The organism is Pseudomonas sp. ATCC 13867 (assembly GCF_000349845.1).
Taxonomy (GTDB): domain Bacteria; phylum Pseudomonadota; class Gammaproteobacteria; order Pseudomonadales; family Pseudomonadaceae; genus Pseudomonas.
The window spans coordinates 1058562-1081220 of the sequence record NC_020829.1 but is presented as its reverse complement, the minus strand read 5'-3'; the positions used below and the strand labels follow the sequence as shown (position 1 = coordinate 1081220).

Below are 22659 nucleotides of genomic sequence, written 5' to 3'. Positions count from 1 at the left end.
CGTGATGGAGTCCCGGTTCGCCGACTCGGTCACGCCGACCTCAATGGTCCCAATTCGGCCGCGTCTGACATAATCAGTCGCGTTCGAATCGACAGGCGAGTGAAGGGAGTACAGCGCGAACATGGCGAAGCGAATTCTGTTGACCGGGGGCTGCGGTTACATTGGCTCGCACATCTGCCTGGAACTGATCGAGCAGGGCTACCAACCCGTGGTGCTCGACAACCTGAGCAATAGCTCGACCACTCCGCTGCAGCGCATCGAGCAACTCACTGGCCAGCACATCCCCTTCATCGAAGGCGATGTTCGCGACGAAGCCATACTCGACCACATTTTCAGCACATACGAGCTCAGTGCGACCATCCACCTCGCAGGCCTCAAGTCTGTCGCGGAATCGGTCGCTGCCCCCATCGCCTACTACCAGACCAACTTTGGCGGCACCGTTGCCCTGTGCCAGGCCATGCAGCGCCATCGTGTGAAGCACTTCATCTATAGTTCCTCGGCCACCGTCTATGGCTTGACGGCCCAGAGCCCGATCCGCGAGGACGCCCCCACCGCCCCGGCCAGCCCCTATGGCCAGTCGAAACTCATGGCGGAGATTGCCCTGCGCGACATCGCCCACGCCGACCCGCAATGGAAAATCGCCATTCTGCGCTACTTCAACCCCGTCGGCGCCCATGCATGCGGGCAGATTGGCGAAGACCCCTGTGGCGTTCCGAACAACCTGATGCCGTACGTCTCCCAGGTTGCAGCCGGCAAGCAGCCCAAAATCCGGATTTTCGGCAACGACTATCCCACTCCGGATGGCACTGGCATGCGTGACTACCTGCATGTATGCGACCTGGCCCACGCCCACCTCTGCGCCCTGCGCTGGCTGGATGGAGCTAGCGGCGCGAAGGTCTTCAATCTCGGAACTGGCCGCGGCTACAGCGTGCTTGAAATCATCCGGGCCTATGAAAAGGCCTGCGGCCACGCCCTCCCCTTCCAGTTCCTTCCCCGGCGCGACGGCGACATCGCCAGTTACCACGCCGAGCCGGCGCTAGCTACCAGGGAGCTGCGCTGGTCCGCGACCCGCACGATTGAAGATATGTGCCGCGATGCCTGGAACTGGCAAAGCCGGAATCCCAACGGCTACACCTGATCCCGGATGACAGAAAACAAAAAGCCCCGCAATTGCAGGGCTTTTTGTTGAGGCTGGTGCCGGTAAGAGGAATCGAACCCCCGACCTTCTCATTACGAATGAGCTGCTCTACCGACTGAGCTACACCGGCGGCGGAGCGCACTGTATCAGTGGAAAAGTGCGCAAGCAACACGCCCTTCACACTGCAGGGGCATGGGCTTCTGGCAGCAAGAGCCCCTGTCCGGTAACTACTTTTCCTCGTGATACTCGTCATCCACATTGATGGCCCAGATCCGCTCCTTGTCGACTTGCCCGGAGACGATCTGTTCAACCGCTTCCTTGGCCGTCAGCATGGAGTGGTCCTGATTGTTGTAGCGATGCATGCCATTACGTCCGACAAGGAAGAGATTTCGCACTTCATCCAGTTCCTTGCGAAGGACGTCGAATCGTTTGTACGCCTCACCGAAATATCCGGGATACGCCTTGGGCACTCTGATTGCCACGGAGTCAATGGCCTGGGCCGCACTTACCAGACCGATTTCACACATTTCCTTCTGCGCCAGCGCTCTCAAGGCATCATCGTCCATCAGCCATAGGCTGTCGGTTTCCTTGCAGAAGAACTCAAGCCCGAGCCATACCGTATTCTGGTCGGCCACCATGTAGGGGCTCCAATTGTTGAATATCTGCACCCGCCCAACTTTCACTCCGGGCTCTTGGATGTAGATCCAATTGTCATTCAGCGTCCTGACCAGGTCTTCCCGGGCATAGAGCAGCCCGACGGTGATGAAATCCCTGTACTGCAGCGTTTTCGCAACACCTCGAGCCTCAACGGAGAAGCGATCCCGAGACGCAGCCACCAGGTCCTTGATCGGCATCGTCGAAATGACCTGATCGCACTCCAGACGGTGGAAATCACCATTGGCATCGACAAATCCCACGGACTCCACGAGCTCCCCGGAATAACCGATATCCACCACCCGGCTATTCATCTCCAACCGTCCACCAGCGGCGACAAAACTCGCAGCCACCTGCTCCCACATCTGCCCCGGGCCGAACTTGGGATAAATGAACCGCTCAATCAGAGAGGTGTGGGCCGCCTTGCCTTCAAGGCCAAGCATCTTCTTCAATGCATGGGCCAAGGCTCCGAGGATGGACAGGCTCTTGATACGTTGCCCCCCCCATTCTGCACTGATTTCATCACAACTAACGCCCCAGACCTTTTCCGTGTACTCCTTGAAGAACTGGCGGTACAGCTTCTCCCCGAATCGGTTGATCAGGAAATCCTGCAGGGAAACCTCCGGCTTGACCGGACGCAACTTCGCCGCCACGTAACTGAGCCCGTAGGTGAAGACTTTCACCAACCCCAGCTTGCGCAGACTGTCCAGATTCAGCTTCAGCGGATAGTCGAAGAACTGCTTGCCGAAGTAGATTCTGGACAAGCGATCCCGCAGCAACATTACGCTATCCGGATCCTGCTCCCGCGAAGCTACCGCATGAATAGGCAGGGCACTGGATTTACCCTGATACTGCAACAAGGTATCTGCAGCCCCCTCACCATCGGCAAGCGGCATGACATCTTGCCACCAGCGCATGACCCAATCGGACTTCGAGAAGAATCGGTGCCCACCGATATCGATGCGATTCCCCTTGTACTGGACAGTACGAGAAATACCACCGACCAGATTATCCGCCTCGATGATGGTGATATCTGTAAACCCGGACTCTTGTAGCTCCAATGCAGCTGTAAGTCCGGCGGGCCCAGCACCCACTATGACCACTTTATTATTTGACATGAAGGACACCGTCCTGAGTGGCGAGCGCTTCTCTGCCTCCGAAAAGCACATACTTACGGAGCAAGAAATTAAGGATGAAGCTGACCACTGCTGCTGCCAGCTTGACGAGCTCCGGATTCAAGCTCCAAAGCTCCGTTCCCAGGTAAAGCATCCCTCTTGCCACACAGGCGCCACAGACACCCAAAGCCATGAAGATCAGAAACTCCAGCATCGGGCTTCTTCTAAGAACCCGGGTTGGGAAGACCCAAAGCACGCTCAAGAAATAGGCTACAAGCACACCAACCAGAAAACTGGTAACTACGGCGGCGTTCATGGAGTGACTGAAGACCCGAATACACAGTGAAAAAGTTGCAATATCACATAACAACGCGACCAGCGAGACAAGGAAATATCGAAGCGGCTCCATCAATCGTGCAGCAATATGATTTACCGATTTATACGCTGGCCTTCCTGGCCATTTATTTTCGGACAACATTTTCCAGAACCCCGCTACAGCTATACAGATGAAAGGTAATGTCCTGGCCTTCCTTGTTATGTTTAGGGACCATCCACCACCCCAACTCCGGAACTGCCAACTCGGTCTGCAGTACAATATAAGAGAGCTCATGACCAGCAGATATACACATATCGCGTACGGCGTATATATCCAACGAGCAGCTATCCACCTGACCGGTCACCACCCCTATTGCATTACAAAATTCGGCCTGCACTGCCAAGCGCTGTAAAATCATCTTGCGCCGATATGCTTCCTCAGCCGTTTTACGCTCGAACAGCAACCCGGCCTGCTGCTCTTCACTGAAATAGCTTGCCCGTCGCAGGAGCAACCAAGGGGCCAACAACTCTTTCTCCCAGTAGACCTGTGCGCCACGCTCCAACTGCACACCGAAGGGATTGGACTCGCCTGCACGCTCTTCAACGTAACGATTCCAGATGCTTCGACTGTCCCAGCTATAGAGGGAATAGATGAGTGACGCACTCAAGCCACAAAGTAGCACCCCCTTGAATGCTCCACTCGGACGCCCCCAAGCACGCATCCCCCCCAGCAACAGCAGAGCAAGGACCAGCGGGTGGCCCAAGAGTATCGAGTCCAGTCGAAAGCTTCCCAGGTCCGCCCCCTGCTTCAAAAATGCCGTCACTGTGGTGACTATCATCAGCAGAAGGCCGAGCATGAGCCCAAGAGCAACAAAAATAATCATTGCTCGCGAAAATGCTGGGCGCGCCTTTCGAACCAACGCTCCCCAGAACACAAACAACGGAATAACCAGGGCAACCAACCACGGTGAAGGACTAATCTGTCCGGCCGGCATCGCCCAGACCACACAGGCCACTAGCAACAAGAGTCGCTCACGCCCGTACTCCCGGTTATAGATACTCCAGGCCAGCAAAGGCAGCGCAGCCATCGCAAACCAGTGGGCCACCCATTGGACCCGCCACAACTGAAGGCTGGTCATGAATGCAAGCCGCATGAGGTCCGCCAGCACGATACTCGCGAGGCAGGAGCAGATCAGCGCCAAAAACACCGCTTTGGCGAAGACCTGCAAGCGCCCGGAAAAATACTGAATGGAAAGAACCAGAAGGAAACTATCCGACAGCAGCGCCATCCAGGACTTGACGGGCCACTTGAGCATGAATACGTTTCTATTTGGGCTCGCAATCCATGAGTACCACTCCGCATCATACTTAAGAGCGATGAAAGCAAGGCTCTTAACTCCCAATGCGGCAAGTAACAGCACCAGCACAACCGGAATCAACAACAGCAACCAGCGCCTATTCTGAAGTACTAGCCAGAACCAGATCACGATCCAAACAGCCAGGGCTTGCAAGGGATGGAGAAGCGCCGCCATAAGCCATAGGACGGTACAAATTAGCCAACGCCCTGACAACAGCGCAGCAAGCGCCATCAGCCCCAATGGCTCGGCCAGTGTTCTACCGGTAAAAAAAGGCTCACTGTAGCTGAATACTAGGAAACCACCATATACCGACGGCAGCGCTAGCACCGCCAATAGCGCATACACCTGAGTACGCACACCGTTTTCACGAAAGAGGGCTCGGACTAGCAGCCCGGCGGCGACCAGATAAAGGACTCGCCCCAGAAATGTTGCAACGATGAATATATCTGCAACAGAAAAGTGCTTCAGCAACCAAGCTAGGAGTTGTGGAAAAACGGTAAATTCGGCCTGCCCACCATAAGCGAAGAAAAGATCATGAGAAAACTCACTGGGCTGCCATCTCAGGAACCCTTGTCCCAGATACAGGATGGCATCATGCCGGATACCGGAATACGGACGCAGAACAAGCAGAAGCGAGACTGCCAAAATCCCGAAGGCAATCTTGTTGATTAATGGTGACCGATGCGCCACGTCCATGTCACGAAGCTCACTCATACTCAAGACTCGATCTTTACAGCCAATAACCGACGAAAAAACAAAAAAGAAACCCCGGAGAGACCGGGGTTTCCTTCACACCAACTGGCTATCAGCCGCGGCAGGAGCCCGGCAGGAACTTTTGCGGAATAGTGGTGGTAGAGGAATCGCCACAAACCCAGCGATTAATAGTGCCACCAGCAGTAGGCGCAGTAATAGTAGTAGCCGAGGAAGATGGGGTCAAAGTCAGCACCTTACCATCAACATCGGAGTTGATGCCGGTGCCCGCAGTAACACTCACCACGCCATTGGCATCAGTTTCGATCTTAGCAACATACTTAGAAGTAGCAGTAGAGCTCTCGCACCCCCAGGCATTCGCTGCCGGCAGCGTAGTGGCGGATTGAACAACCTCAGTAATAGTGGTGCGACAAGCGGAAGCAGCCAGTACAACCTCAGAAACCTTGGCACGGGCGGTGTAATCTTGGTATGCCGGCAGCGCGATGGCGGCCAGGATGCCGATGATCGCAACCACGATCATCAGTTCGATCAGGGTAAAGCCTTTTTGAGCGTTCATAATTCTCTCCAGGTTTTTAGGTGCGGTCCTGAGACCTGACCTGGAGAAAGCAGCTTCCGTGCCAGAACTCCTACACCCAAAAATACAGTATCCGCAGACAGTTTCAGGCAACCAGCAGCGAAATTACGCACGAAGTGACAAATTTTGACAGCTCCCACTGTCGAATTTGGCACGTCCTGCCAACTGCGTTATAAGGCTTAATACCCATCTTCCGGCTACCTCCTTATGAACGATCAAGTCGTCCTGTCCGGCCTTGCCCGGCAGCTGGTGTTGTCTCAACTGCTCGATGAGAACAGCGCGCGGCAAGCCCAGCTACAGGCGCAACGCAATAAGCTGTCGTTGGTGACCTATCTCGTACAGAACAAATTGATAAAAAGCCGTCCATTGATGGAGTTGGCCGCCGACCAGTTCGGTGTCGCCTTCTGCGATCTGAGTAGCCTGGACCGCGAGAGCTTTCCCAAGGAGCTGGTCAGCGAGAAACTCGTTCGCCAGCACCGAGTCCTCCCCTTGTGGCGGAGAGGTAATAAGCTCTTTGTTGGACTGTCAGACCCTACCAACCATCAGGCAATCACCGACATCCAATTCAGCACCGGACTGACCACCGAAGCCATCCTGGTCGAAGACGACCGGCTCGGCGATGCCATCGAAAAGCTCTTCGAGAGCGTTACCGGCGGATTGGATGACCTGGGCGACGTCGATCTGGAAGGCTTGGATATCGAGAGCGGCAATGCCGAGCGCAAGGAGGAAGCCATCGGCGGCGACGCCGACGACGCCCCGGTGGTGCGCTTCGTGAACAAGATGCTGCTGGATGCCATCAAGGGCGGCTCGTCCGACCTGCACTTCGAGCCCTACGAGAAGATCTACCGCGTTCGCTTCCGCACCGACGGCATGCTCCAGGAAGTCGCCAAGCCGCCGGTCCAACTGGTCAGCCGCATCTCCGCCCGCCTCAAGGTCATGGCTGGCCTGGATATCTCCGAGCGCCGCAAGCCCCAGGACGGTCGGATCAAGATGCGCGTATCCAAGACCAAGTCCATCGACTTCCGCGTCAATACCCTGCCCACGCTGTGGGGCGAAAAGATCGTGATGCGTATCCTCGACTCGGCCAGTGCGCAAATGGGCATCGACGCTCTGGGCTATGAGGAAGAGCAGAAGCAGCTTTATCTTTCGGCACTCAAGCAGCCGCAGGGCATGATCCTGGTGACCGGCCCCACCGGCTCGGGCAAGACAGTATCCCTGTATACCGGCCTGAATATCCTCAACACCCCGGACATCAACATCTCGACCGCGGAAGACCCGGTGGAGATCAACCTGGAAGGCATCAACCAGGTCAACGTCAACCCGAAGACAGGCCTGGACTTCGCCCAGGCACTGCGTGCCTTCCTGCGCCAGGACCCTGACGTGATCATGGTGGGCGAGATCCGCGACCTCGAGACCGCAGAAATCGCCATCAAGGCAGCCCAGACCGGGCACATGGTGATGTCCACCCTGCACACCAACAGCGCCGCGGAAACCCTCACCCGCCTGCTGAACATGGGCGTGGCTTCCTTCAACCTCGCCACCTCCACCAACCTGATCATTGCCCAGCGCCTGGCCAGAAAACTGTGCCCGGCCTGCAAGAAGGAGCACGACGTTCCACGCGAAACGCTGCTCCATGAAGGCTTCCCGGAAGCCAGGATCGGTTCGTTCAAGCTCTACGCCCCGGTCGGGTGCGAAAACTGCAAGAACGGTTACAAGGGGCGTGTAGGTATTTATGAAGTGGTTAAAATCACGCCGGCGCTACAGCGGATTATCATGGAAGAAGGCAATTCCATTCAGATCGCCGAACAAGCCCGCAAAGAAGGCTTCAACGATCTGCGCACCTCGGGCCTGCTGAAAGCCATGCAGGGAATTACCAGCCTCGAGGAAATCAACCGCGTGACCAAGGATTAATCCATGGCGGAAAAAGCATTGAGGACCAGTGTCTTTACCTGGGAAGGCACTGATCGCAAGGGCGGGAAAGTCAAAGGGGAGCTTTCCGGGACCAACACGGCGCTGGTCAAGGCTCAACTGCGCAAGCAGGGGATCAACCCGACCAAGGTTCGCAAGAAAGGCATCTCACTGCTGAGCAAGGGCAAGGCGATCAAGCCAATGGACATCGCCCTGTTCACCCGGCAGATGGCGACCATGATGGGCTCGGGCGTTCCGCTGCTGCAGTCCTTCGACATCATCGGTGAGGGCTTCGACAATCCGAACATGCGTAAGCTGGTGGACGATATCAAGCAGGAGGTCGCAGCCGGTAACAGCCTGGCCAACTCCCTGCGCAAAAAGCCACAATATTTCGACGATCTATACTGCAACTTGGTGGATGCCGGCGAACAGTCCGGCGCCCTGGAGACCCTGCTCGACCGCGTGGCGACCTACAAGGAAAAGACCGAGTCGCTCAAGGCCAAGATCAAGAAGGCCATGACCTACCCCATTGCAGTGGTCGTCGTCGCCATCATTGTGTCAGCCATCTTGTTGATCAAGGTAGTGCCGCAGTTCCAGTCGGTATTCGCCAACTTCGGCGCGGAACTACCGGCCTTCACCCTCTTCGTCATTTCCATTTCGGAAGCGTTGCAGCAATGGTGGTTTATTGTCCTGATCGCCATGTTCGCAGCGGCATTCACCCTCAGAGAATTCCACAGGCGCTCCGAAAAGTTCAGAGACTCAATGGATCGTGGTGTACTGAAACTGCCCATTGTCGGCGACATCCTCTACAAGTCCTCGGTCGCCCGTTACGCCCGCACACTGTCCACCACCTTCGCCGCCGGCGTACCGCTAGTAGAAGCGCTGGACTCAGTCTCCGGCGCCACTGGCAACGTGGTGTTCCGCAATGCGGTCAACAGGATCAAACAGGACGTCTCCTCCGGTACCCAACTGAACTTCTCCATGCGCACCACCGGCGTCTTCCCCAGCATGGCCATCCAGATGGCGGCCATCGGCGAGGAGTCCGGTTCACTGGATTCCATGCTGGACAAGGTCGCCAACTACTACGAGGAAGAGGTCGACAACGCCGTCGACAACCTGACCACACTGATGGAGCCGATGATCATGGCCGTGCTCGGCGTACTGGTCGGCGGCCTGATCATCGCCATGTACCTTCCGATCTTCCAACTGGGCAACGTCGTATAAGCCACATGCCAGTCCTGAACTTCCTGGCCAGCACCCCGCTGGCCTTTGTTTTATGCGCCCTGCTGATCGGCCTGCTGGTCGGCAGCTTCCTCAACGTGGTCATCCACCGCCTGCCGCGGATGATGCAGCGCGACTGGCAACGCGAGGCGCGCGAAGCGCTGGAGCTGCCCGCAGGCGAGCCGCAGCCCACCTACAACCTGGTTCTGCCGAACTCCCAGTGCCCGCATTGCGGCCACGAGATCAGGGCCTGGGAAAACATCCCGGTGGTGAGCTACCTGGCGCTGGGCGGCAAGTGCTCGTCCTGCAAGACGCCCATCAGCAAGCGCTATCCGCTGATCGAACTGGCCTGTGGCGCGCTCTCGGCCTTCATCGCCTGGCACTACGGTTTCGGCTGGCAGGCCGGCGCCATGCTGCTGCTTGGCTGGGGTCTGCTGGCGATGAGCATGATCGACGTCGATCACCAGTTGCTGCCGGATGCGCTGGTGCTGCCGTTGCTGTGGCTGGGACTGATCGCCAACTACTTCGGGCTGTTCACCAACCTGGGTGATGCGCTCTGGGGCGCGGTGTTCGGCTACCTGAGCCTGTGGTCGGTGTACTGGCTGTTCAAGCTGCTCACCGGCAAGGAAGGCATGGGCTACGGCGACTTCAAGCTGCTGGCGATGGTCGGCGCCTGGGGTGGCTGGCAGGTGCTGCCGCTGACCATTCTGCTGTCGTCGCTGGTGGGCGCCATTCTCGGCGTAATCACCCTGCGCCTGCGCAAGGCCGAAACCGGCACGCCGATCCCCTTCGGGCCCTATCTCGCCATTGCCGGCTGGATTGCGCTGCTCTGGGGTGATCAAATAACCGCGACTTATCTGCAGTTTGCCGGTTTCCACTAGCCTTCTCCCGCGCCGAATCCGTTCGGCGCGCTGTGACGGCCACGGGGCCGGCAAGAAGGAGTGCCATGAAACCCTGGATCCTGGGCCTGACGGGCGGTATCGGCAGCGGCAAGAGCGCCGCCGCCGAGCATTTTGCCGCGCTGGGCGTGCACATGGTGGACGCCGATCATGCCGCGCGCTGGGTGGTCGAACCCGGCCGCCCAGCCCTTGCCAAGATTGTCGACCGCTTCGGTGACGCGGTGCTGCTGCCGGACGGCCAGCTCAACCGCGCGGCGCTGCGCGAGCGGATTTTCACCTCGGAAGAGGAGCGCCGCTGGCTGGAGCAACTACTGCACCCGCTGATCGGCGAGGAAATCGCCGCCAACCTGGCGCGCGCCGAATCGCCGTATGCCATCCTGGTTTCACCACTGCTGGTGGAGTCCGGGCAGCGCCGGATGGCCCAGCGGGTGCTGGTGGTGGATACCCCGGAACACCTGCAACTCGAACGCACCATGCGTCGGGACAAGGTGTCCGAAGAACAGGTCCGCGCGATCCTCAAGGCTCAGGCCGTGCGCGAAGACCGACTCAGGCACGCGGACGACGTGCTGCTCAACGATGGCGATCTCGCGCACCTGCACCAGCAGGTCGAGCGCCTGCATCAGTTCTATCTCGGCCTGCGTGGAGGACAACCATGAGCCAACCTATGACCGTGGAATGCCCCACCTGCGGCGCCCCCGTGGAGTGGAGCGCGAAGAGCGAGTTCCGTCCTTTCTGCTCGCATCGCTGCAAGCTGATCGACCTTGGCGCCTGGGCGGCGGAGGAACATGCCATCCCCGGCGACAACCTGGAAGACGAGCTGTTCTCCGGCGACCTGGAAAAACCGCGCGGGCACTGACCGGGCAACGCGGACAGCCTTTCCGTAGGAGCGAGCTTGCTCGCGAACGGATTCCGCTGCGGGGCTGGTTCGCGAGCAAGCTCGCTCCTACGAAAAGCAACGAAGAGAAAAAAGCCGCCTTTCGAGGCGGCATTTTCATTCAGGGGCGCATGAAGCTGTAGTCGCGCTCCTCATCCAGATTGTCGGCGAGGAAGTGCAGCTCGTGCCCCAGGTCTTCCTCGGTACGCACCTGCGCGTTGGCCTGTACCACCGCGCTGAGCAGCGCGCGCACCACCAATTGCGGGTCCTGCCCCGCCGCTTCCGCCTCGATCAGCAACTCGTGAAGGCGTTGCTCTGCCCAGCTGTGAATGCTCATCGACAATCTCCTCGCGAATGGGGGGCCAGCTTCCCCGATCGCAGGGCGCATCCGAACTGACCTGGATCAACCGACGGCGGCGATGCACCTGGCCGATGGCCGAACATCAGCGCGACTCATCGTCGTCCTTCCACGGAGCCTGCAGGTAGCGCGTACGGTTGAAGGTTTCCAGCCAGTCCGGATAGAACACCACCAGACCGGTGACGATGGTGCCGTTGATGAAGGCCTCGGGGAACATGATCAGCCAGAGGTAGCCGATGAAGTCCTCGATCCACGGCGGCATGGGGAACAGTCCGTCCATCCACAGCAGCCCCAGCCCGAGCAGCAGGCTGCAGACCGCCGCCAGCGCCGCGGGGAAGAACCCCGAGCAGAAGATGTAGACGAACAGGTTCCGCGGTTGCCGGCGTTCGACGAAGATCGCCGCCAGCTCGGTGATCAGCACCGGAATCAGCACCAGCAGAATGCCGTTGATGCCGATGGCCGCCCAGTCCTGCCGACCCATCACGCACAGGCCGACCTGCGCCACCAGCCCGACGATGATCGCCAGCGGCCAGTCGAGCAGCAGCGTCACGGCGGTCATGCCGATGAAGTGGAAGGACACGCCCGAGGCGAAATCCCGGCGCACCAGCCACAGCAGGAACAGGGCGAGCATGGTACCGAACACCAGGTGCTGGCGGCGGAAGTCGCTGATCAGTTCCAGCCAGGGTGCGCGCCAGGCGGCCCAGGCGACGATGGGCAGATAGATCGCCCAGCCCAGCTCCAGGGTTTCCTCGGACAGCAGCTGTGCGGCGATCACGGCGCACCCTGCTCCAGCGCCTGGCGCAGCGCCTCGGCATTATCGAAACGGCGGGTATCGACCACCTTGCCCTGCTCCAGCCGCAGCCAGGTCACGACGTCCGGTTGAGCGCTGAAGCGGCTGGCGATGCGCGCGTCGCGGTCGAGCAGAACGCGGTAGAGGTAATTGCGCATGGCGGGCACGGCGAACATCGCCGAAATAGGCGCCGGCATGCGGCTGATGTCCGCGACGAACACGGCGTGCCGGGCCTCGAGGTAGCCGGCGGGGCGACCTTCGAGCGCGGACTTGACCAGCTTGTTGCCGGTCATGTCACGGGCGATCAGGACCACCTGCAATCCGGCGTCGGCCGTGTAGGGCTTGTCGAACTGGTCCAGCAACGTCCAGCCGCTCGCCATGCCCGCGTCCTGCGCCAGCGCGGCGCTCGACAGCAGCAGGAACAGCACTCCGCTCAGCAATCGTTTCACGCTCAACCTCCAACGGAAAAAACCTGTAGATCCTCGCGCCGTCCCCATCCGCTCTGGGCATCCCAGAATGCCAGGGCCTGGGGAGCGTCGCGGAGTACGAAGACGTGGGACTTGCCAATGCCTTCGCGCGCCAGGCGGGCCAAGGCTTCGTCGAGCAGCGCCCGCGCCAGCCCCCGCCCACGGAAAGCCTCGTCGACCGCCAGATGCTGGAGATAACCCCGGCGCCCGTCATGGCCGGCCAACAGGCTGCCGATCACCTGGCCCCCGTCCTCCAGCACCAGGCTCAGGCCGGGATTACGCCGCAGGTAGGCGGCGAAAGGTTCGTAGTCGTCGTCACGGCGCAACTGGATGCCCGGCGTGCGCTCCCACAGGGCGTGCAGGGCGGCGTGATCGTCGGGAACGGCGGAGCGAAGCAGCATCTGCAACCTCGGTGTCATGGCTCGCGACAGTCTACACCGGGCACCCGTCCCATCGCCGCCCCGTCGACTGGCTGAAGCCCTCTCGATGCGTAGCAACTATGCTGAAGGCATGAATGAGTCCGACTACCTGCGCCTGCTGACCCGCCAGGCGGAACAAGCCAACGACCTTCTCTCCAATGCCCGCAAGTGGGAGCGGGAGTGCTGGGCCTGCCAGCGTCTGCTGCAGGCGCTGAAGGTGCCGTATCGCCAGGAAGACTTCATCGAGCCGACGCAACAGCCGCCGGACGTGCTGTTCCGCGATGCCAGCTTCGAGGTGTTCTTCGTGCTCGATCAGGGCCGCCGGCTCAACGAGGAATGGCGCGAGGAGCTGCTGCGCCGGCGCATGGCGCAGAGCCTCAACCAGTTGATTCGGCGCGAGCAGCGTCCACGGCGGATCCCCTGCGCAGACCTGCAGGCACGCCTGGCGCCGACGCTGCGCAAGAAGGCGCACAACTACAGCGAGCGCGGCATCGACCTGAGCGATCTGGACCTGCTCGCCTTCGTCAGCCTCAAGCGCGAGACGGCGGACTTCAACACCCCTTTTCCGCCACCCACGGAATACCTGCGCCAGGGCTGGCGTTCGCTGTCGATCGTTGGCCCCACCTTTGCCCGGGTGCTGTTCGCCCATACCGATGCCCCGGATTTCCTGCGCGGCAGCCTTGGCCGCACGGTGCTGTTCGACATGGGCATGGGGCTCTGATGTCCCGAGTGCATTGAGGGGCCGTCCAAGCCCTACTAGAATGCTCGACATTATAAACGGAGGCCGCCCATGCCCAGTCGCCTGAGCCCCGAAGACCAGCAGAAGGTCGATCAGTACCTCAGTTCCCCCGTCCACCAGGTCGAACGCCAGCCGTTCAAGCCCTGGCTGATGATGAGCGCGCTACTGGGGGTCGTTATCGCCCTGGGCCTGCTGAGCCGCCTCCTGGCCTACCTTGCGTGAGCGCCGTGCCGCCACGGGCCGATACAGGATTCCTTAAGCTATGAGAATGCAACATGTCCCATCGTATCGTGATCGTCGGCGGCGGCGCCGGCGGGCTGGAGCTCGCGACCCGTCTCGGCCGCACCCTGGGTAAAAAGGGCCGCGCGCGCATTACGCTCGTCGACGCCAACCTCACCCACATCTGGAAACCCCTGCTGCACGAAGTCGCCGCCGGCTCGCTCAACTCCTCCGAGGATGAGCTGAACTACGTCGCCCAGGCGAAATGGAACCACTTCGAATTCCAGCTCGGCCGCCTGATTGGCCTGGACCGCGCGAGCCAGCGCATCCAGCTCGCCGCGACGCTGGACGAGCAGGGCGAGGAACTGGTGCCGGCGCGCGCTCTGGAGTACGACACCCTGGTCCTGGCAGTCGGCAGCACCACCAATGACTTCGGCACCCAGGGCGCCGCGGACCACTGCATCTTCCTGGACACCCGCGAGCAGGCCGAGCGCTTCCACAAGCAGTTGCTGACCCACTACCTGCGCGCCCACGCCGGGCAGGACAAGGACGACCAGATCAGCGTCGCCATCGTCGGCGCGGGTGCTACGGGCGTCGAGCTGTCCGCCGAGCTGCACCACGCCGCGCAGGAGCTGGCGGCCTACGGCCTGACCGGCATCCAGCCGCAGAACATGCGCATCACCCTGATCGAGGCCGGCCCGCGCGTACTGCCGGCATTGCCCGAGCGCATCAGCCGCCCGGTGCATCAGACGCTGGAGAAACTCGGCGTGCGCGTGCTCACCGGTTCGGCGGTGCAGGAAGTGACTGTAGAAGGCCTGCGCACGGCGGTGGGCGAGTTCATTCCGGCGAGCCTTAAGGTCTGGGCGGCGGGCATCCGCGCGCCGAGCCTGCTCAAGGACATCGACGGGCTGGAGACCAACCGCATCAACCAACTGGTGGTCCGCCCTACCCTGCAGACCACCCGCGACGACAACATCTTCGCCTTCGGCGACTGTGCCGCCTGCCCGATGGGCGATGGCAGCGAACGCAGCGTGCCGCCGCGCGCCCAGGCTGCGCACCAGCAGGCTTCGCTGCTGGCCAAGGCCATCGTCGCGCGCCTGGACGGCAAGCCGCTGCCGGAGTACCGCTACACCGACTACGGCTCGCTGATCTCGCTGTCGCGTTTCAGCGCGGTAGGTAACCTGATGGGTAACCTGATGGGCAGCGTGAAGCTCGAGGGCTGGCTGGCGCGGATGTTCTACGTGTCGCTGTACCGCATGCACCAGATGGCGCTGTACGGACCGTTCCGCACGGCGCTGCTGATGATTGCGGACCGCATCGGGCGCAGTACGGAGCCGCGCTTGAAGCTGCACTGAGGCTTGACCCCATCCTACGTACCACCTAATACCGTTCGGTGGTGCCCCCTGTAGGAGCGAGCTTGCTCGCGAACGCTCTTCCCGGCCGCTCCTACGCTCGGGCGGTTCGCGAGCAAGCTCGCTCCTACAACCGCACGTTGCCTGGAATGCCAGGCACAAAAAAGCCGCCCCGAAGGGCGGCTTTTTCGTTGCAGCTGTCCCGTCCTGAATAAGGTTTACACCTTCGCCCTTATTTTCAGGAGAACTCCGATGGCAGAAGGTGTGCGTCGTAGTCAGCGTGATTACACGCTGGCTTTTAAACTGGCGGTGGTCGAGCAGGTCGAAAAAGGCGAAATGAGTTACAAGCAGGCCCAGGCCCGCTACGGTATCCAGGGGCGCTCGACGGTGTTGGTGTGGCTACGCAAGCACGGCCGACAGAACTGGAGCCAGGGCGCATCCATTCGCTCTAGTCGGAGGGGTTCGATGACTGATGAGAAAACACCGCTGACGCCGGAGCAGCGAATCAAGGAGCTTGAGCAGCAGCTTGAGGTCATGAGCCAAAAGGCTCAGTTCTTCGAGGCGGTGGTGGATGTCCTGAAGAATGACTACGGCGTCTCCATCGTAAAAAAGCGTCCCGGCAAGTCCTCACGCAAAGGCAAGTCCAAGGGCTGAGCATTAGCAGGGCTTGCCAGTTTCTGGGCGTCAGTCGCCAGGCCTATTACCAGCGCAACCGCGCGGCGGATCGGCGCTCCCAGCAGGATCGACAGATTGTTCAGTTTGTCCGGGAGGTGCGGATGCGTCAGCCTCGGCTGGGCACGCGCAAGCTGCATTTTCTGCTTCAGGAACAGGCCCGCGCAGAGCTTCGCGTGGGGCGGGATCGCTTGTTTCGCGTCCTGGCGGAGCAGCGCCTACTGGTTGCGCCCAAGCGGGCGTACCACAAGACCACTCACAGCTTTCACCGCTTCTACCGCCACCCCAATCTGCTCAAGCCTGGCCCGCAACAGGTGTTGCCCAGCGCTCCGGAGCGCGTCTGGGTGGCCGATATCACCTACCTGCCAAGCCTGAGCGGCCCGCTGTATCTGAGCCTGGTCACCGACGCCTATTCGCGCAAGATCGTCGGTCACCATGTCCATGACAGCCTGCATGCCGAGTCGGTGGCCCGCGCGTTCAGCCTGGCGTTACAGCGACGCAGGACGCGGCATGCCCTGGTGCATCACTCGGACCGCGGTATCCAGTACTGCTCTGCGCATTACCAGCGCCTGCATGCACGACACGGCATCACCTGCTCGATGACCGATGGTTATGACTGCTACCAGAATGCGCTGGCCGAACGGGTCAACGGCATCCTGAAGAATGAGCTACTGATACAGCCCCCGGCAGACCTGGCCCAGGCGCGTCGAATGGTGCACGAGGCCGTCGATATCTATAACCGGGAGCGTCCCCACCACGCTCTGAAATACAAAACGCCCGATGCAATGCATCGGGCGTTTTTGAGGTCTGGTGCCAACCCTCAGAGGTGTAAACCTATTTCAGGACTAGACAAGCACAGCAGCCTTACAGCGCCGCCAGCATCGACGGGGCCGGGATGGCCTGGAAGTCGATGGACATCATCAGGCTCAGCACGCTGATCGCGATGATGGAGAAGGCGAACAACTGGCGGGCCCAGCGGCGGTCGTCTTCGGCACTGAAGCCTTTCACCGCGATGAACAGCCACCAGGCGCTGACGGCCAGCGCCACCACCAGGTAACCGTAGCCGGCGAAGCCGGTCACGGTCAGCAGCAGGGTCGCCAGACCGAAGGCCACGACGTAGTAGAGGATCTGCTTCTTGGTCGCTTCGATGCCGCGCTCCACCGGCAGCACGGGAATCCCGGCAGCGCGGTAGTCGTTGAGGCGGAAGATCGCGATGGCGTAGCTGTGCGGCATCTGCCAGAGGCAGAAGATCAGCAGCAGCACCGCCGCGCCCATGTCGAACTGACCGCTGGCGGCGCAATAGCCCACCACCGGCGGCATGGCTCCGGAGAGACTGCCGACCAGCGTGCCGTAGACCGAGCTGCGCTTGAGCCAGAGGCTGTAGAGCACGACGTAGACGAAGAAGCCGAACGCGGCGAGCAGGGTCGCCTGCACGTTGGTCTTCCACATCAGCAGGCCGAAGCCCGCCACGCCCAGCACCAGGCCATGGGCCAGGGCCGCCGTGAGCGAGATCTGCCCGGTCACGGTGACACGGCTGCGGGTACGCTCCATGAAGCGATCGATGTCGCGGTCGATGCAGTTGTTGAACACGCAACCACTGGCAACGACCAGGGACAGGCCGATCACGGTGGCCAGCAGCAGCATCGGGTCAACGCTGCCGCGGGCGGCGAGGAAGTATCCCCCCGCCACCGCGATCAGGTTTCCGAAGATGATGCCCGGCTTGGCGACCAGCAGATAACGCTTGAGTTTCACGGCATCGGCCCTCAGGGCATCGGCATCATCAGGGTGTCTGCGGTGTAGATGATCCACAGCGACAGACCGACCACCAACAGGATGATGATGGCGGTGAAGATAAATGCCATGACGTTCCAGCGGCCTTCGGAGCTGAAGTTCATGTGCAGGAAGCAGATCAGGTGCACGACGACCTGAACCAGACCCAGAATCACCATGGTCAGCAGGGTGGCGTGACGCGAGAAGCCACCGTCGATGACCATGTAGAACGGGATCGCGGTCAGGATCACCGAGAGCACGAAGCCGATGGCGTACGAACCCAGGCTGCCGTGACCGGCGCCGTGGTTGTCGTGGCCGGCACCGTGGGAGTCGTGATGATGTGCAGCAGCGGTCATTACAGGGCCCCCATCAGGTAGACGACGGTGAATACGCAGATCCAGACGATGTCCAGGAAGTGCCAGAACAGGCTCAGGCACATCATGCGGGTGTTGTTCTGCGCGGTCAGGCCGCGGGTGCCGATCTGCGCCATCAGCACCAGCATCCACAGCAGGCCGGCACTTACGTGCAGGCCATGCATGCCGACCAGGGTGAAGAAGGACGACAGGAAGGCGCTGCGGCTCGGGCCGAAGCCTTCGACGATCAGGTGATGGAACTCGTTGAGTTCCATACCGATGAACGCGGCGCCGCAGAGGAAGGTCACGCCCAGCCAGGCGATGGCCTTGCCCTTGGCGCCCTTGTGCGCAGCCAGCATGGCCAGGCCATAGGTGCAGGAGGAGATCAGCAGGATCGCGGTTTCGACGGCCACATAGGGCAGTTCGAAGATGTCCTTGCCGCTCGGGCCGCCGGCCGTGTGGTTGACCAGCACGGCGTAGGTGGCGAAGACGCTCGCGAACAGGATGCAGTCGGTCATCAGGTACAGCCAGAAGCCGAAGACCGTCATGCCGCCGCTATCGTGGGCGTGGTCGTGGTCATGCGCCGCTTCGTGCGTATCGACCAGGTGTTGATTCAGTACTGCCGTGGACATGGTTTATACCTGCGCAGTGGCGAGTTTCTGGAAGTTGGCGTTTTCGATGCGCTCGATCTCATCCGGCTGGACGTAGTAGTCCAGGTCGGTGACGTAGCTGCGCACGATGACCGAGGCGATCATGCCGACGAAGCCAACGCCCACCAGCCACCAGATGTGCCAGATGGCGGCGAAGCCGAAGAGGAAGGCGAACACGGCGATGGAGAAGCCAGCGGCGGTGTTCTTCGGCATGTGGATCGGCGCGTAGGCCGGCAGCTTGCGGTACGCGGTACCGGTCTGCTTCATCTCGTGGAACGCGTCGACGTCGTTGACGTGCGGCAGCTCGGCGAAGTTGTAGTACGGCGGCGGCGAGGAAGTGGACCACTCCAGGGTACGGCCGCCCCACGGGTCGCCGGTCACATCGGCCAGTTGCTTGCGGTTCCTGATCGACACCAGCAGCTGGATCAGTTGGCAGGCGATACCGAAGAAGATCAGCACGGCGCCGCAGAACGCCACCACCATGTACGGCTGCCACATCGGGTTTTCGTAGTGGTTCAGGCGACGGGTCATGCCCATGAAGCCGAGGACGTACAGCGGCATGAAGGCCATGTAGAAGCCGACCAGCCAGCACCAGAACGAACGCTTGCCCCACTTCTCGTCCAGCTTGAAGCCGAAGGCTTTCGGGAACCAGAAGACGAAGCCGGCCAGGTAGCCGAACACCGCACCACCGATGATGGTGTTGTGGAAGTGAGCGATCAGGAACAGGCTGTTGTGCAGCAGGTAGTCAGCACCCGGAATGGCCAGCAGAACGCCGGTCATGCCACCGATGGTGAAGGTGACGATGAAGCCCAGGGTCCACAGGATCGGGGTGTCGAAGCGCAGGCGGCCACGGTAGATGGTGAACAGCCAGTTGAACAGCTTCACCCCGGTGGGGATGGAGATCAGCATGGTCGCCACGCCGAAGAAGCCATTGACGTCGCCACCCGAGCCCATGGTGAAGAAGTGGTGCAGCCAAACGGTGAAGCCGAGGAAGGTGATCGCGGCGCTCGCCCACACCATCGAGGTGTAGCCGAACATTTTCTTGCCAGCGAAGGTCGCGGTGACTTCGGAGAAGATACCGAAAGCCGGCAGGATCAGGATGTACACCTCAGGATGGCCCCAGGCCCAGAAGAGGTTGATGTACATCATGGCGTTGCCGCCCAGCTCGTTGGTGAAGAAGTGCATGTCGAAGTAGCGGTCCAGCGACAGCAGGCCCAGGGCCGCGGTCAGGATCGGGAACGACGCAACGATCAGGATGTTGGCGAAGGTGCAGGTCCAGGTGAAGATCGGCATCTGCATCAGCTTCATGCCGGGGGTGCGCATCTTGAACACGGTCACCAGGAAGTTGATGCCCGTGAGCAAGGTGCCCATGCCCGATATCTGTAGCGCCCAGATGTAGTAGTCCACACCCACGCCCGGACTGTAGGCCAGCTCGGACAGCGGCGGGTAGGCGACCCAGCCGGTACGGGCGAACTCACCCAGGCCCAGGGAGACGTTCACCAGCATGGCGCTGACGACCAGCAGCCAGAAGCTCAGGGAGTTCAGGAAGGGGAACGCCACGTCGCGTGCGCCGATCTGCAGCGGCACGGCCAGGTTCATCAGACCGGTCATGAAGGGCATGGCCATGAAGATGATCATGATCACGCCGTGCGCGGTGAAGATCTGGTCGTAGTGTTCCGGCGGCAGGTAGCCGTGGTTGGCGCCTTCAGCCAGCGCGAGCTGGCCGCGCATCATGATGGCGTCGGCGAAGCCGCGCAGGAGCATGATCAGCGCGACGATGATGTACATCACGCCGATCTTCTTGTGGTCGATGGACGTCAGCCATTCGGTCCACAGGTAGGTCCACTTGCGGTAGTAGGTGATCGCGCCGAACACACCGAGGCCCAACAGGGCGACGACGGCCAGCGTGATGACGATGATCGGCTCGTGATACGGCACGGCCGACAGTGTCAGTTTCCCGAACATCTGCGCTTACTCCTGGCTCGGATTCGTTTGCATGCCAGGCATGCCTTGCATGTTGCTCATGTCGTGGCCCGCCATGGCGGTCTCGTCATGCGCTGCTTCGCCGTGCTCGCCCTTCTCGGCCTGTTCTTTGGCCTCGTGGGCCTTGGCCATCGCGTGGCCAGCGTGTTCCCACTTGTTCAGCACGTGGGAGAACAGCTCGGGGCTGACGGTTGCGAAGTAGGTCGCCGGGACGTTCTCGGTCGGCTTGACCAGCTCCGGGTACTGCTCCAGGTTCAGGGTCTGCTGCGAGGCCTTGACCTTCGCGACCCACTCCTGGAAGCCCTGCTCGGAGGTGGAGATGGCCTTGAACTTCATGCCCGAGAAGCCACCGCCGCTGTAGTTCGCGGAGATGCCGTCGAACACGCCTTCTTCGTTGGCGATCAGGTGCAGCTTGGTCATCATTCCGGCCATGGAGTAGATCTGGCTGCCCAGCTGCGGAATGAAGAAGGAGTTCATCACCGAATCCGAGGTGATCTGGAAGTTCACCGGGGTGTCTTTCGGGAAGGCGATTTCGTTGACGGTGGCGATACCCTGTTCCGGGTAGATGAACAGCCACTTCCAGTCCAGCGAGATGGCCTGGATGGTCACCGGCTTGACCTCGGAGTCCAGCGGACGGTACGGGTCCAGCTTGTGGGTGCTCTCCCAGGTGATCCAGCCGAGCACGGCGATGATCAGGCAGGGAACCAGCCAGACCACCAGCTCGATCCTGGTCGAGTGAGACCAGTCCGGCATGTAGGTGGCCTTGGTGTTCGAAGCCCGGTATTTCCAGGCGAACGCGAAGGTCATCAGGATGACCGGCACCACCACGATCAGCATCAGCAGGGTTGCCGTGATGATCAGGGACTTCTCGTCGGCGCCGACCTGCCCTTTCGGGTCGAACAGCGCCATGTTGCAACCGCCGAGCATCAGCATCGGCAGCCACGCAAGTCTCTTCAAAATTCCTGTGTACTGCTCTTTTTTCATCTTGCGGCCTTAGTGGATGAAAATCGCTTCACCGCCCACGAATCCTCGCCATGCACTGCTCGACGACTCGTTACCCGCGACTTTTCCAAGCCGCCTGCCAGGGCTGTCATGGATTCACGAACGCGGCCGCACGGATTCCAGGCAAAGAGAGGCCGCCCGGTCTTCGCGATGCGAAACCGATTTCGTCAGCTGATTCGTTCCGTGTTATTCAGCGTGTGGTGTCTGGACTGGCGGCTCGTGAGAACGCGCGCGTCGCACACCGGATGCACGAGCGGATTGCCCGACTCGTCTTATGACAGGAGCCCACCGATGGCAGCCCCCTGTTGTTATGCCGCTGCACCAAAGGATGAACACTGGCCATGATCTGCGTCAGTGCGACTCAGCGATTTGGGGGTAGGAAATGGACGGCAGGTATTACAAAGCATTTCAGAAATGCCTTTCAAGGCCCCGACCTTTCATTTTTAACAAGATATTTTCTCAATTCGAGAAACAGTCTCGCCCCGAATCGCTCACGAAACGAACAATTCACGCAAGATTTGAAAGGATATTATTCCCAGTCAGCAGCCGGCCCACACCTGCCACAGATATGTGTCAATTCCATGAATCATGCGGGTTTCAGCGCGGTGGCAAGAAAGCGGGAAGCCACCCCTAAGCATCCGGCAAAGACCTTGCCATGACGGCGATCAAGAACCTTTCCGAAAGTTGTTGAAACGCCCTGCGCAGCCTGCGACACATCGACGCATCGAAACTTTTGCAAGCGACAAACTGGTTCAAATTATGACGAGCGTACCGGCATGCTCGCCCATCGCAGGGACACGCCGCCCGGTCGTAAGCAGCGAAGTGGGCATGCCGGGGATGTCTCCTGATCCGCTCAACGAGAGAAGCCCATGTTCCGCGCCGGATAGACCAGGGCGCAGCGTGCACCGGTGTTGATGCTCCCGTCATGCACCCGCACCAGCTGGTAGAACTCGCTCAGGCGCGGGATCAGCCAGCGCGCGGCCATGCTCGGGGCGCGCGCTGGCTGACGCTGCGGCCCTCGCTGGCGAGCCTCTGCGAGACGCCCTCGGCCGTCGACACAATGACCTGTCAGGTCGAATGCAAACGGATGGTCCGGTTGATAGGGGCGAGTCCAGCCT

Annotated in this window: 23 protein-coding genes, 1 tRNA gene and 1 pseudogene; 10 read left to right on the top strand and 15 right to left on the bottom strand. The window is 60.6% G+C overall.

Annotated features, from left to right (window positions below; genetic code table 11):
- Positions 1 to 121 precede the first annotated feature (121 nt).
- Positions 122 to 1138, top strand: a complete 1017-nt coding sequence (galE, locus tag H681_RS04995) for a UDP-glucose 4-epimerase GalE (protein WP_015475744.1) — start codon at positions 122 to 124, stop codon at positions 1136 to 1138.
- A 54-nt stretch (positions 1139 to 1192) separates the two neighbouring features.
- Here the strand turns inward: galE and H681_RS04990 are convergent.
- The 5 genes from H681_RS04990 to H681_RS04970 all read right to left on the bottom strand — a co-directional run bounded on the left by H681_RS04990 (position 1193) and on the right by H681_RS04970 (position 5847).
- Positions 1193 to 1268, bottom strand: a tRNA-Thr gene (locus H681_RS04990).
- A 97-nt stretch (positions 1269 to 1365) separates the two neighbouring features.
- On the bottom strand, positions 1366 to 2910 hold the full coding sequence (locus H681_RS04985) for an NAD(P)/FAD-dependent oxidoreductase (RefSeq protein WP_041711738.1): 1545 nt from the start codon (positions 2908 to 2910) through the stop codon (positions 1366 to 1368).
- Positions 2900 to 3385 carry a GtrA family protein gene (locus H681_RS25655; protein ID WP_157883298.1) on the bottom strand — a complete coding sequence of 162 codons (486 nt, stop codon included), beginning with the start codon at positions 3383 to 3385 and terminating at the stop codon, positions 2900 to 2902. The genes H681_RS04985 and H681_RS25655 overlap by 11 nt, the downstream gene beginning before the upstream one ends.
- Positions 3369 to 5294: a hypothetical protein gene (locus H681_RS26320; protein WP_015475741.1), complete on the bottom strand. Its 1926-nt coding sequence runs from the start codon at positions 5292 to 5294 to the stop codon at positions 3369 to 3371. The genes H681_RS25655 and H681_RS26320 overlap by 17 nt, the downstream gene beginning before the upstream one ends.
- Before the next feature lie 91 nt (positions 5295 to 5385).
- Complete coding sequence (locus H681_RS04970; RefSeq protein WP_015475740.1) at positions 5386 to 5847, bottom strand: pilin; 462 nt, start codon at positions 5845 to 5847, stop codon at positions 5386 to 5388.
- A gap of 225 nt (positions 5848 to 6072) precedes the next feature.
- Here H681_RS04970 and pilB point away from each other — a divergent pair, with 225 nt between their 5' ends.
- The 5 genes from pilB (at position 6073) to yacG (ending at position 10749) form a co-directional block, all read left to right on the top strand.
- Complete coding sequence (pilB, locus tag H681_RS04965; protein ID WP_041711736.1) at positions 6073 to 7776, top strand: type IV-A pilus assembly ATPase PilB; 1704 nt, start codon at positions 6073 to 6075, stop codon at positions 7774 to 7776.
- A 3-nt stretch (positions 7777 to 7779) separates the two neighbouring features.
- Complete coding sequence (locus H681_RS04960; protein WP_015475738.1) at positions 7780 to 8997, top strand: type II secretion system F family protein; 1218 nt, start codon at positions 7780 to 7782, stop codon at positions 8995 to 8997.
- 5 nt (positions 8998 to 9002) lie between these two features.
- Positions 9003 to 9875, top strand: coding sequence for a prepilin peptidase (locus H681_RS04955; protein ID WP_015475737.1), 873 nt, complete (start codon positions 9003 to 9005; stop codon positions 9873 to 9875).
- Positions 9876 to 9940: 65 nt separating this feature from the next.
- Positions 9941 to 10549: a dephospho-CoA kinase gene (coaE, locus tag H681_RS04950; RefSeq protein WP_015475736.1), complete on the top strand. Its 609-nt coding sequence runs from the start codon at positions 9941 to 9943 to the stop codon at positions 10547 to 10549.
- Positions 10546 to 10749 carry a DNA gyrase inhibitor YacG gene (gene yacG, locus H681_RS04945; protein WP_015475735.1) on the top strand — a complete coding sequence of 68 codons (204 nt, stop codon included), beginning with the start codon at positions 10546 to 10548 and terminating at the stop codon, positions 10747 to 10749. The genes coaE and yacG overlap by 4 nt, the downstream gene beginning before the upstream one ends.
- 139 nt (positions 10750 to 10888) lie before the next feature.
- Here yacG and H681_RS04940 read toward each other — a convergent pair whose 3' ends face one another.
- The 4 genes from H681_RS04940 to H681_RS04925 all read right to left on the bottom strand — a co-directional run bounded on the left by H681_RS04940 (position 10889) and on the right by H681_RS04925 (position 12783).
- Positions 10889 to 11104, bottom strand: coding sequence for a hypothetical protein (locus H681_RS04940; RefSeq protein ID WP_015475734.1), 216 nt, complete (start codon positions 11102 to 11104; stop codon positions 10889 to 10891).
- Positions 11105 to 11210: 106 nt separating this feature from the next.
- Positions 11211 to 11900: an energy-coupling factor ABC transporter permease gene (locus tag H681_RS04935; RefSeq protein WP_015475733.1), complete on the bottom strand. Its 690-nt coding sequence runs from the start codon at positions 11898 to 11900 to the stop codon at positions 11211 to 11213.
- The gene (locus H681_RS04930; RefSeq protein ID WP_041711734.1) at positions 11897 to 12364 is read right to left on the bottom strand and encodes a hypothetical protein; all 468 of its coding nucleotides are present in this window, start codon (positions 12362 to 12364) and stop codon (positions 11897 to 11899) included. Before H681_RS04930 ends, H681_RS04935 begins: the two co-directional genes overlap by 4 nt.
- Before the next feature lie 2 nt (positions 12365 to 12366).
- Entirely contained in the window at positions 12367 to 12783 is a 417-nt protein-coding gene (locus H681_RS04925; protein WP_015475731.1) for a GNAT family N-acetyltransferase, read from the bottom strand.
- A gap of 109 nt (positions 12784 to 12892) precedes the next feature.
- On the opposite strand from H681_RS04925, the gene H681_RS04920 reads away from it, so the two are divergent.
- The 4 genes and pseudogenes from H681_RS04920 to H681_RS25650 form a co-directional block, all read left to right on the top strand.
- Positions 12893 to 13522, top strand: coding sequence for a DUF1780 domain-containing protein (locus H681_RS04920; protein ID WP_015475730.1), 630 nt, complete (start codon positions 12893 to 12895; stop codon positions 13520 to 13522).
- 69 nt (positions 13523 to 13591) lie between these two features.
- On the top strand, positions 13592 to 13762 hold the full coding sequence (locus tag H681_RS04915; RefSeq protein WP_015475729.1) for a DUF3094 domain-containing protein: 171 nt from the start codon (positions 13592 to 13594) through the stop codon (positions 13760 to 13762).
- 53 nt (positions 13763 to 13815) lie between these two features.
- Positions 13816 to 15114 (top strand): NAD(P)/FAD-dependent oxidoreductase, encoded by a 1299-nt coding sequence (locus H681_RS04910; protein WP_015475728.1) that lies wholly within the window; start codon positions 13816 to 13818, stop codon positions 15112 to 15114.
- A 249-nt stretch (positions 15115 to 15363) separates the two neighbouring features.
- Positions 15364 to 16583: pseudogene (locus H681_RS25650) on the top strand (IS3 family transposase); the annotation flags it as partial.
- Positions 16584 to 16647: 64 nt separating this feature from the next.
- Here H681_RS25650 and cyoE read toward each other — a convergent pair.
- The 6 genes from cyoE to H681_RS27030 all read right to left on the bottom strand — a co-directional run bounded on the left by cyoE (position 16648) and on the right by H681_RS27030 (position 22526).
- A complete protein-coding gene (gene cyoE, locus H681_RS04895; RefSeq protein ID WP_015475726.1) occupies positions 16648 to 17535 on the bottom strand; it encodes a heme o synthase in 888 nt (295 codons plus the stop codon).
- A gap of 11 nt (positions 17536 to 17546) precedes the next feature.
- Positions 17547 to 17909 (bottom strand): cytochrome o ubiquinol oxidase subunit IV, encoded by a 363-nt coding sequence (cyoD, locus tag H681_RS04890; protein ID WP_015475725.1) that lies wholly within the window; start codon positions 17907 to 17909, stop codon positions 17547 to 17549.
- Positions 17909 to 18538 carry a cytochrome o ubiquinol oxidase subunit III gene (gene cyoC, locus H681_RS04885; protein ID WP_015475724.1) on the bottom strand — a complete coding sequence of 210 codons (630 nt, stop codon included), beginning with the start codon at positions 18536 to 18538 and terminating at the stop codon, positions 17909 to 17911. The genes cyoD and cyoC overlap by 1 nt, the downstream gene beginning before the upstream one ends.
- A gap of 3 nt (positions 18539 to 18541) precedes the next feature.
- Positions 18542 to 20521, bottom strand: a complete 1980-nt coding sequence (gene cyoB, locus H681_RS04880; protein ID WP_015475723.1) for a cytochrome o ubiquinol oxidase subunit I — start codon at positions 20519 to 20521, stop codon at positions 18542 to 18544.
- A 6-nt stretch (positions 20522 to 20527) separates the two neighbouring features.
- Positions 20528 to 21523 (bottom strand): ubiquinol oxidase subunit II, encoded by a 996-nt coding sequence (gene cyoA / locus H681_RS04875; protein WP_041711732.1) that lies wholly within the window; start codon positions 21521 to 21523, stop codon positions 20528 to 20530.
- Between the two features lie 871 nt (positions 21524 to 22394).
- Positions 22395 to 22526 (bottom strand): hypothetical protein, encoded by a 132-nt coding sequence (locus tag H681_RS27030; protein ID WP_269078302.1) that lies wholly within the window; start codon positions 22524 to 22526, stop codon positions 22395 to 22397.
- Between the last annotated feature and the right edge of the window lie 133 nt (positions 22527 to 22659).